Below are 3,177 nucleotides of genomic sequence, written 5' to 3'. Positions count from 1 at the left end.
ACGGCCGGGTACTCACACCCTCCCGAACGGCCGAATCCTCACATCGGTCACGGCCTACCAGGCCACTTCAACAAGATCGTGTTACGAGCTCTTAGGAGCTTCGGGGCGCAGCCAGTCACTGAATCCGTGAGCGAAGCAAGACAGGTACCCGCTAGCCTCCGATACGTGATCTCAGGTGACCTCAAGAGCAAGATCGACCGACTGTGGGATGCCTTCTGGTCTGGGGGCGTGTCGAACCCACTGGAGATCATCGAGCAGCTTACGTACCTGATGTACATCAGGGAGCTCGATGAACTGCAGTCTGCTCAGGAACGGGAGGCAGCGAGGACCGGCCAGGCCATCGGCAACGTCGTCTTCGCGGAGTCCGATCGGCGGCTGCGCTGGTCTCACTTCATCACCGAAGCACCTCAGAATATGTTGGCTATTGTCCGTGATGAGGTTTTCCCTTGGCTGCGCAGCCATCTACCGGACGCGTTCGGCTATCCGGAGCTCATGGCAGGCGCGCGGCTGACTATCCCGACACCCAGCCTGCTGGCCAAGGTCGTCGACATACTCTGTGAAATCCCTTCAGGTGAAAAAAACGCTAGAGGGGATCTTTACGAGTACATGCTCAGCAAGGTTTCCACCGTTGGACGTTATGGACAATTTCGTACGCCTCGGCATATCGTTCAGCTGCTCATAGAGATGACGAATCCGTCCGAGCATGACAAAATCTGTGATCCGGCCTGCGGCACGGCGGGATTCCTAGTAGCCGCTGCCGAACATGTCGATCGTTCGCGTCAAGACAGGCCGAAAAGTGGTGCCGCATTCAAAGGCTTCGACTTCGATCGAACCATGTTGCGCATTGGCTCCATGAACATGTTTTTCCACGGTGTCGAAGACCCGGAGATCCGCTACCGGGACGTGCTCGCTGATGGACTGGCAGATGACTCCGAGAGCTATTCGCTAGTGCTGACTAATCCTCCGTTTGCTGGGAGCCTGGAACAAGATGGGGTCGCTCCCGAGCTCCTTGAATTGACCAAGACGAAGAAGGTGGAGCTCCTATTTCTCGCTCTGACGTTGAGGTTGCTGAAGCAGGGAGGCCGCGCTGCGATCATTGTTCCCGAGGGGCTATTGTTCGGTTCCACCAAGGCACACGTGGAGTTGCGCCGGTTCTTGGTGGAGGAGCACAAGCTAGAAGCAGTGGTGAAATTCCCCAGCGGCACATTTAAGCCCTATGCTGGAATTTCTGCCGCTGTGCTCTTCTTTACCAAATCGAGCAGTGAGGCGAAAGATGGTGTCTGGTTTTATGAGGTGACGGCTGACGGGTGGAGTCTGGACGACAGGAGGACGCCGTTGCTGCCCAGCGAAAAGCTCGGCCACTCGCCTGTCAAGCCTCTGGATGAAGCAGAGCACGCCAAGAATAACCTGCCTGACTTGCTGTATCGCTGGTCTCAAAGGAGCAAGGGCGAGCGAAAGCGCGGACGAAATGAACAGAGCTTTTGTGTTGCTAAGAGTGAGATTGCAGCGCAGGGCTACGATCTTTCACTCGGGCGCTACAGGCAGGTGCACGAGGCGAGGAAGTTGGCGCAAGAGGGGCTGAGGCTAGGGGATTTCTCTCAGATCTTCGCAGGATCGGTCATCTCGGCAGAGATTGACAAAGAGAGGAAGGACCCTGAAGTTGATGTGCGGCACAGGGTTCTGCCGCCCTCTCACCTAGGGCCCTCTCTTCCTCCAGTCTCCAGTCTCCCCTTGCGGACTGTCGAAAGGGAACCGAAGTATAGGCTTCGCGAGGGTGACATTGTCGGCCGTGACCTTGCTGGGAATAGGTACTGGACAGCACTTCCGTCCGAGTATGAGGGCGTACAGGCAGGGCAGGGACTCCTCGTAATAAGGCTAAGCCGTGAAGCCGTCCCAGCGGAGTATCTGATGGCCTACTTGGCCAGCCCGCAGGCGGAGAGTCAATTCCCTCGCTATGGCGTGATTCCGCGCATCAAGTGGAGGGATTTGGCTGAAATGCGAATCCCGAAGTGCGATGGGGATGTCGACGAAATTCGAGCGTCTATCGCCAGGCTAGGCGAGGGGCTGGAGCAGGCGGAGAAAATCCGGCGTGAACTTCAACTCTCTCGAACAAGAATCTTTGACGATGGCAGCAGTAGCGAGCGGAGGATCAGGTTGGAAGAAGCAGCGGACCTCAGCTCGCTGATCGCGCAAAATCTGCGCAAGCAAAACGAGCCGTACAGGGTCTTTCAAGAGGCGTACCCATATGGAATTGCCCGGGCTGTCCGGAAATTCAGGCACAGTCTTTCGCTGGCCGAAAAACATGAGGCGGCGATTCAGTGTGTTGAGTCGCTAATTTTGTCATTGGGTATTGTTTCCCTCGCGATCGCGGCTGACCGTGGCCGCCAGGATTTGAGCGCGATCTCCCAGTGGAGTGAAGGGGTCGAAAAAGGCGGCGTCTCGCTGGGTCATTGGGTGGGGGTAATCCGGGCAGTGGGTGCGGATGCTAGAGAGAATGGGGATGAGGCGGCAGGGCTAGCAGAAGCAACCCAGCGAAAAAAGGGAGGGAAGGGGTTGATGGCGGATCTAGATGAGTTGCTGCGCATGAGAAACAAGATCCGTCATGGGGCTGGGCCGCGAACACGCGCCGAATTTGAGAGGAGTCTAGAGCAGATCGAATCGCTGATGCTCAGCAGTCTCTCCTGGTGCGCGTTTCTCGCTCGGGCCAAATGGGTGCATATGGATAGGCTGCACTGGCTCCCGGATTCGGGCAAATATAAGATCTCGGGGTTGGCTTTGATGGGTGATCACCCGGACTTTGAGCCAATTAGTTTTGAGAACGCTCGCCCTCTGGTTGATGATAGCCTCTACATGCTTACCCAGCAGGGGGAGACGATCCCGCTCTCACCGTTCTGCCTGCTAAGTGACTGTCCGGCATGCCTGGCGCCCGAGCTCTATTATCCCGACCGCCTGACGAGCTCCACGGCGATGCTGAAGAGCCTTGATCGAGGGCATGAATTGGATAGCGACTCGGTGTTTAATTCTCTGCGTCGGTGGATTGCCGACTGAGAGTGAACGCTTTCCAGTGCATCGGGCTGGAATGGCAGTTACTGAGGTTGAACTCGTGGTGTCGTTGGGTTACTCAGGCAGGTCTGATGGTCAGGCCGGTCTCGGCGAGGCAGCCGTCTATGAGGTCGC

Annotated in this window: 1 protein-coding gene; it reads left to right on the top strand. The window is 57.0% G+C overall.

What is annotated here, in order from left to right; all coding sequences use genetic code 11:
* The first annotated feature begins 165 nt into the window (after positions 1-165).
* Positions 166-3,048, top strand: a complete 2,883-nt coding sequence (locus ACWEQO_RS34600; RefSeq protein ID WP_452986477.1) for an N-6 DNA methylase — start codon at positions 166-168, stop codon at positions 3,046-3,048.
* Positions 3,049-3,177 lie beyond the last annotated feature (129 nt).

This window comes from Streptomyces sp. NPDC004051 (assembly GCF_053604275.1).
This window is presented reverse-complemented; position numbering and strand designations above follow the sequence as displayed.